Raw genomic sequence first — 6,216 nt, 5'->3', positions numbered from 1 at the left:
ATAACTTGTGCAAGAGTGTCAGAATGAATGCAAGAGGCAAAGAGAAGTATATGTAAAGCAGCTGCAAGAGCCTGAGTGCATAAAAGGCACAAAGATAAAAAGGCTGAATGATACACTCCATTCTCTTGAAAGAACAAAACAAAAACAGATAAATCAACAGAATTCAGCATCGCAAAAGCCAAAAAATGCTATGCGGGCTAGAAGTTTTAGTCTAACATTAGAGCTAGAGAGTGCAGTAAATAATCTATCTTTTTTAAAAAGGTGATAACCTGAGAGAGTTGTAAGGAAATTATGCAAGGAAGTATACGATGAACCCAATAATATGCGCACTGGACACACAAGATTTAAGTGAGGCCATATCTTTAGCTAATGCTCTACGTGGTAAGGTTGGTATAGTGAAACTTGGGTTAGAATTTTTTGCTGTTCATGGTCCTTCTGGAGTGAGAGAAGTTGCAAAATGTAATATACCAATTTTTTTAGACCTAAAATTGCATGATATTCCAAACACTGTAGTTAAAACAGTTGAAGCAATCAAGGCTTTGGGTGTTGAAATATTAACGTTACATATAAACGGTGGAACAAGAATGCTAAAGGAGGCTCTAAGTGTAGTGAAAGACACGAAAATGAAATTGATTGGAGTAACCGTGCTAACTAGTATGGGCAATGAGGATTTAAATGAGCTTGGAGTGATAAAAGAGGTGAAATCACAGGTAATTTTGCTTGCAAAGCTCGCAAAAAAGATTGGGCTGCATGGGATAGTCTGCTCTGCACTGGAAGCTCAGGAAGTGCGCAAAGAGTGCGGTAAAAACTTTACAATTATTACTCCGGGAATTCGTATAGATTCTAGTCGCGATGACCAAAAAAGGACAGAAACACCAAAAGAAGCAATAAGTTCAGGAGCTGATCATATTGTAATTGGTAGACCCATCACAAAAAGTGACAGTCCTGCAAATAGTGCGGAATTAATATGGAAATCACTCATTAATTGAGGTTGCAAAAAAAATTTAAAAAAGTGCTTGACATGAAAAAACAAAACATTGTATAGTGTTTATATCTTTCATATTTTTCCTCACTTAACTTAGTTAAGTGTTAAGTATTTAATAAGTATGTGGTGTTACGTGAGTGGCACCACATAGTTTTTTAGCTTATATCCTCAAAAATTAAGTTTTTTCTACTTCATTGGGTACGTTCTATAATAGAAAGATATCTAATTACTCCACATATTGTAAAACGTATAAACAAGCGTGTAATAGAATCGTCCCCAATGCGGCAAATATGTTCAGGTCAAAAAATCTCTACTGAGAAATTAGACTACATTATAGAAGACCATGACCGTGCTAGTGCAGGTTAGAGTGGTGAAATAGCGGACGATTAGGATGGTGGTAGTAAATTCAAGTATGATTTTGCAAAAGATATGGATACACCTAAAATTCAAAAGGCTTCCATTACAACTTACAAGTTATATGCTCAGCCACAGATATCACAAAAGCTGCTTGATGGCGCGTTCGTTGATGTTGAAAGTTGGCTGGTGGAAAAGACTGTTGAGACTTTTAGTAAGAAAGAAAACAAAGCCTTCATTAAAGGTGAGGGCACTTTGCAACCTAAGGGAATCTTAGCTTATGACAATGGGAACAGTTATAACAAAACAGAGCAAGTTAAAACTGACAAATTGGATAGCGATTCAATAATGATATTGTACTATTCTCTAAATGAATATTACTCTAAAAATGCATCGTTTTTGATAAATAGAAGCACATTGAAGGATGTTAGGCTACTGAAATCTCAAACGGGTCAATACTTTTGGCAGCCAAGTTGCCGCTTGAAGCTCCAGATACTTTAACGTGGATAGCAGTGCATCAATCTGCTGATATGCCACCTAAGCCAAGCAAGCTGCAGTAACCGCAATAGCAGATTTAAAAAAGGCTTATAAGATCGTAGAAAGACCATTATACGAATAAAACCTTATAGTTAGGTTTTTTATCACTAAGCGTATCGGCAAAGAGGTTGTGAACACCAATGCCATGAAATTGCTGAAGGTTACAAGCTCAAACAAATACTAAAATATTCTCTAAGATAGTTGACATGTCATGCTTTCTATGTAATAATCAAGTTAATTTATTATTAATTTTAGGAGTAAAATATGTGATAAAACATAAAAAAGTTTTTTAAGTGGATTGCTGATCACACAGGAATTTCGTGGATTGCAAAGAAAAATTTTATCAGGTTGGAATAGTGTTAAAAACTGGTGGTCTGGCAATAAAGTTAAGTCAGGTAAGCAATATTGATTCATCAAAAAATGAAACGCCTGAGGAGCCCGGTATATCAGCAAATGAACCAGACTCTGCAAAATCTGAGCCTGTTATTGGTAGCATTTGTGAAAACCAAAAAGGAGTACCGGAACTACTTGCAGAAATAAATTATACAGATAAAAATTTTGGTGTGATCTAGGCGTTGCTGACAATGTTAGCCTTAATCCTACTAAGATTGACGAATTAAAATACCGTGCATATATCAAATGTGAGAAAGGGATATTCAAAATTACTTGTAATGAACTTATTAAAGACAATAACAGTAGAGATAATGGTACATTCTTAGGCATAGAATCAATAGCATCCCGGAATGGTAAAGATTTGTCTAATGAGTTGGAAGGAATGAAAAACATGTTAGGTTTGAGTAATAATCACGCAGTTGTTAGTATAACTCAGATATCTAAAGATCCAATCACAGTTCTTAAAACTGTTGAAGGTGGAACATACCAGGTTTAAAAAATAATAATCTAGAAGCGCAACCACACGCTGCCAATAGTTGTGGTATATAATATTAATCCACTACAGCTGAATCTTTGAAAAGAAGCATTTAAAAATTTACTCCTTTTTTCTTTCCTATATAAATAAAAATTAGATAGCATTATGAGTACGATTTTTTTGTATTCTGATGCTTTTCAATTCTATGTTTCTCGAACTAAATTTTCTCTCCTTATTACTCTTTCTCTATATCATTACAAAAAAGAATAGAAAACTAAGCGAGGAGAAAACAAAATCAGTAAATCTTGAAGGTAATTTATGTAAGTTAGAACGTGAGCTTCAGGAAACAAAGCAGGCTTTAACTAATAAAGGCAAAGAAATAGTGTGTTTAAAAGTGAGCAATGCAGAGCTCGAAGTAACTCTGCAGAAAGAACGCGAGGAAAAGAAAAAAGAAATAGACCTACTTACAAAAGCTGAGGAGAGACTCACAAATGCTTTTAAAGCATTGTCTCTTGATGCTCTGCAAGCAAACAATAATAATTTTCTGAATTTGGCAAAGGAAGTAATTGATGGGAAATTAAAAGAAACAGAAAACGATTTCAAAGAAAGACAAGCAACGATCAACGAAGTTGTAATTCCAATAAAAGAAAGATTAGAAAGGTTTGATAGCGAGATACGCAAGCTGGAGAAGGAAAGGGTAGGGGCCTATGAAGGTTTAAAAGAGCAAATTGGTGCGTTAATGAACCAGACTTCTAGTCTTGCTAATGCTTTGAGAAAGCCTCACATTAGAGGAAAGTGGGGCGAAATGCAGCTAAAAAGAGTAGTGGAAATGTCAGGGATGATCGAATATTGCGATTTTTTTACTCAGCCATCAGTAGTTGATAAAAACGAGGATAATTTATTACGCCCTGATTTGATAATCAAAATGCCATCTGGAAAACAAGTAATAATAGATGCTAAAGTACCGCTTGATTCTTATCTTGATGCTATGTCACAAAACGATTTACAGATACAAAAGGAGAAATTAAAGAATCATTCTCTGGCAATAAAAAAACATATAAATGATCTAGGCAAAAAAGAATATTGGAATCAATTTGAAAATACGCCAGAGTTTGTGGTGCTTTTCCTCACAGGGGAGGGGGTTTTTAGTGCAGCATTGGAATATGAGCCAGCTTTGATAGAGATTGGGGTGGAAAAAAAAGTGATTATTGCAACACCGATCACTTTGATTGCGCTGCTTAGGGCAATAGCATATGGATGGAAACAGGAAATGATAGCCGAAAGCGCAAAAAGAATCAGTGAGCTAGGTCATATTTTATATGAGCGCATCTGCACAATGGGCGAAAATTTTGATAACCTGCGCAGGAGTTTAAAAAGTGCTGTTGATCATTACAATAAAACTGCAGGTTCGCTTGAAGCAAGGGTGTTTCCTGCTGCCCGAGAATTCAACAAACTTGGTATACATGCAAAAAATAAAGAACTAAGCACTGCAAAGGAGCTGGAGTCTTTACCACGTAGCTTACATGCCGAGGAACTGAAAGTGAATTAGGCTCTTACACATAGAAATCTACATAGATCGGCCTTTCTGTGGATCTGTACTTCTGCTTTCCTCAACTTGCTTTGCAAAAGATGTTTCTTGTTTGCTCATATGCTGAAGTGGCTTGGTAACTTCACGTACAGCTGCAATAACCGCAGTTAAAAACGCTTTTAGCAGTACACCTAAAGCTCCACCAACTGTTTTCCTGCCATATATACAAGCTTGCTTTTCGTTGTCGTCAGCAGTTTCTCCTGCTCTCCTTCTTGGATCCATTCTATGAGCAATGACTGAAAACAACACTCCCTTGATTGAAGACTTCATTCGTACCTTTGCTCTGATAACACCCTCGTCATGTGCTGTTTCATGTCCATAGCTTAAATGTTTAACGTTCATTAGCTCCTTTTGTTGCTGGGTAAACATACCACTTAGTACTTCTTCCATTATTTGTTTTCTTCTCTTCTCCATAACTCTTTTCTTGGATTCTGATTTATCGCGAGTATGCTTTGTGGCTCCAAATTCCACGTCAATGTCTTCAGATGCTGCTTGACTATACAAAGTTTCTATGAGCCTATCTATACTTCGTTTTACTTGCATAGTTCTTTCGTAACTATCTAAATTATCGATTTCTTCGTCAATCTGAGCTAAAATACCCTCAAAAGCTTTTAAATAGTCTTGAACGTACTGCGTTGTATCTTTCTCTTTGAGATGCTTTTTTTGGTTTAGCTGATTTTCATTTTTTAAATTCCTCTCTCTTTTATCATCGTTATTTTCTTCACTCCTCTCCTTAAAAAAATAATTATCATCCATAACTTAGTTAAAATCCTCACCAGTTACTATTGTATACAAAAAGATTAAATTAACATCAGTGAAAGGTAGTTACAACTTCAGCACTGGCTAGGATCACAGTGAAGCTGTCAAAAGCAGTAGGGTAATACCTCTCATACAACTCAACCGAGCATCTAAGCCTTACCTTTTCCTTCACATTAAAACTAATTTCATAATCATTATCAGAGTTTATCACAGCAGAATTCGTAATAATTCATCTGCTAATACAGAATCTAAAATTCCATCATTTTTATTGTAATGTGTCCATTCTCAGCATAACCAAGCACTTTTCCCAGCGAAAGAAGAAATATCTCTTATCTCTTCCCTATTATTAGGCAAAGTAAACCCTAAGTTTCGTATATTATTCAACACAACAAAATTATTGTCATGATCTTTAATTTTTAGCTGTAACTTACTCATTATCACCTCTTCTGATAAAAATGTCAAAATTAATTGTTGAATGTAAAATTTCATCGTGCTGATCCACAGCACAATTATTTTCCAAAATAGTCCTGTTATCAAAACTTTCAAGTATAAGGTTAATATACTTCATAATGGAAAACATACTGTCTATATGATAAGTATATATATCACATGCAAATCTTGCCTTTGTAGCAAAATTGGACGGCATATGAAGGTTGCTATAACCTACTATGCTCAATTTTTAGGTAGGAATAGTAACCTGCTTAGGTAGGTAATCATAAATGTCGGTAATGTATTTCTTAAAATCAGAGTTTGCCTTTAGTATTGTATAAATACTGTTGTATAACTCATTTATAACTTGAATTTTTCCATAATTAGCCTTCTTAAAAGTACAGTCAACACAGAGGGGTGGGATAGCAAAAAAGCTACAATACAACTCGTAGTTCGCGAAATTGGGAATATACTCCCTTCACTTCGGATAAGTAGCCCTTCACTTCTGATTTGCGATTTTTATAAAGAGTAGAAACATGCTGCATAACACCTATTTATCTGCTCAGGAACGTTGTCATAGCCAGTTTCATACACAACATCAACTCTTATTGCATTCAAATGACCAAAAAATTCAATGTAGCCTCCTACATCGCTAAAATAACATCTAGGCGTCCTATTCTCTTGATTTTTAGATAT

General features: G+C 35.2%; 6 protein-coding genes and 1 pseudogene. 4 read left to right on the top strand and 3 right to left on the bottom strand.

The annotated features are described in order from the left end of the window. Nucleotides 1-308 precede the first annotated feature (308 nt). The 4 genes from pyrF to IHO13_RS01675 all read left to right on the top strand — a co-directional run bounded on the left by pyrF (nucleotide 309) and on the right by IHO13_RS01675 (nucleotide 4,293). Nucleotides 309-989, top strand: a complete 681-nt coding sequence (gene pyrF / locus IHO13_RS01690) for an orotidine-5'-phosphate decarboxylase (protein WP_225537986.1) — start codon at nucleotides 309-311, stop codon at nucleotides 987-989. A 425-nt stretch (nucleotides 990-1,414) separates the two neighbouring features. Next, entirely contained in the window at nucleotides 1,415-1,840 is a 426-nt protein-coding gene (locus IHO13_RS01685; RefSeq protein ID WP_225537985.1) for a phage major capsid protein, read from the top strand. Nucleotides 1,841-2,196: 356 nt separating this feature from the next. Continuing rightward, nucleotides 2,197-2,448, top strand: coding sequence for a hypothetical protein (locus IHO13_RS01680; protein ID WP_225537984.1), 252 nt, complete (start codon nucleotides 2,197-2,199; stop codon nucleotides 2,446-2,448). Nucleotides 2,449-2,934: 486 nt separating this feature from the next. Beyond that, entirely contained in the window at nucleotides 2,935-4,293 is a 1,359-nt protein-coding gene (locus IHO13_RS01675; RefSeq protein ID WP_225537983.1) for a DNA recombination protein RmuC, read from the top strand. An 18-nt stretch (nucleotides 4,294-4,311) separates the two neighbouring features. Here the strand turns inward: IHO13_RS01675 and IHO13_RS01670 are convergent, their stop codons facing one another. The 3 genes and pseudogenes from IHO13_RS01670 to IHO13_RS05860 form a co-directional block, all read right to left on the bottom strand. Next, nucleotides 4,312-5,088: a hypothetical protein gene (locus tag IHO13_RS01670; RefSeq protein ID WP_225537982.1), complete on the bottom strand. Its 777-nt coding sequence runs from the start codon at nucleotides 5,086-5,088 to the stop codon at nucleotides 4,312-4,314. Between the two features lie 288 nt (nucleotides 5,089-5,376). Further along, entirely contained in the window at nucleotides 5,377-5,526 is a 150-nt protein-coding gene (locus tag IHO13_RS01665; protein WP_225537981.1) for a hypothetical protein, read from the bottom strand. Then, nucleotides 5,519-5,944, bottom strand: a pseudogene (locus tag IHO13_RS05860) (DUF3168 domain-containing protein). The gene IHO13_RS01665 and the pseudogene IHO13_RS05860 overlap by 8 nt, the downstream one beginning before the upstream one ends. Between the last annotated feature and the right edge of the window lie 272 nt (nucleotides 5,945-6,216).

The organism is Wolbachia endosymbiont of Mansonella perstans (genome assembly GCF_020278605.1).
Classification (GTDB): domain Bacteria; phylum Pseudomonadota; class Alphaproteobacteria; order Rickettsiales; family Anaplasmataceae; genus Wolbachia.
The sequence above is the reverse complement of the archived record's forward strand: the minus strand, read 5'-3'. Positions and strand labels throughout refer to the sequence as shown.

Excerpts from the sequence above, each read along its gene's own strand:
- pyrF (WP_225537986.1), top strand. The coding sequence starts at position 309 with ATGAACCCAATAATATGCGCACTGGACACACAAGATTTAAGTGAGGCC.
- IHO13_RS01685 (WP_225537985.1), top strand. The coding sequence starts at position 1,415 with ATGGATACACCTAAAATTCAAAAGGCTTCCATTACAACTTACAAGTTA.
- IHO13_RS01675 (WP_225537983.1), top strand. The coding sequence starts at position 2,935 with ATGCTTTTCAATTCTATGTTTCTCGAACTAAATTTTCTCTCCTTATTA.
- IHO13_RS01670 (WP_225537982.1), bottom strand. The coding sequence starts at position 5,088 with ATGGATGATAATTATTTTTTTAAGGAGAGGAGTGAAGAAAATAACGAT.
- IHO13_RS01665 (WP_225537981.1), bottom strand. The coding sequence starts at position 5,526 with ATGAGTAAGTTACAGCTAAAAATTAAAGATCATGACAATAATTTTGTT.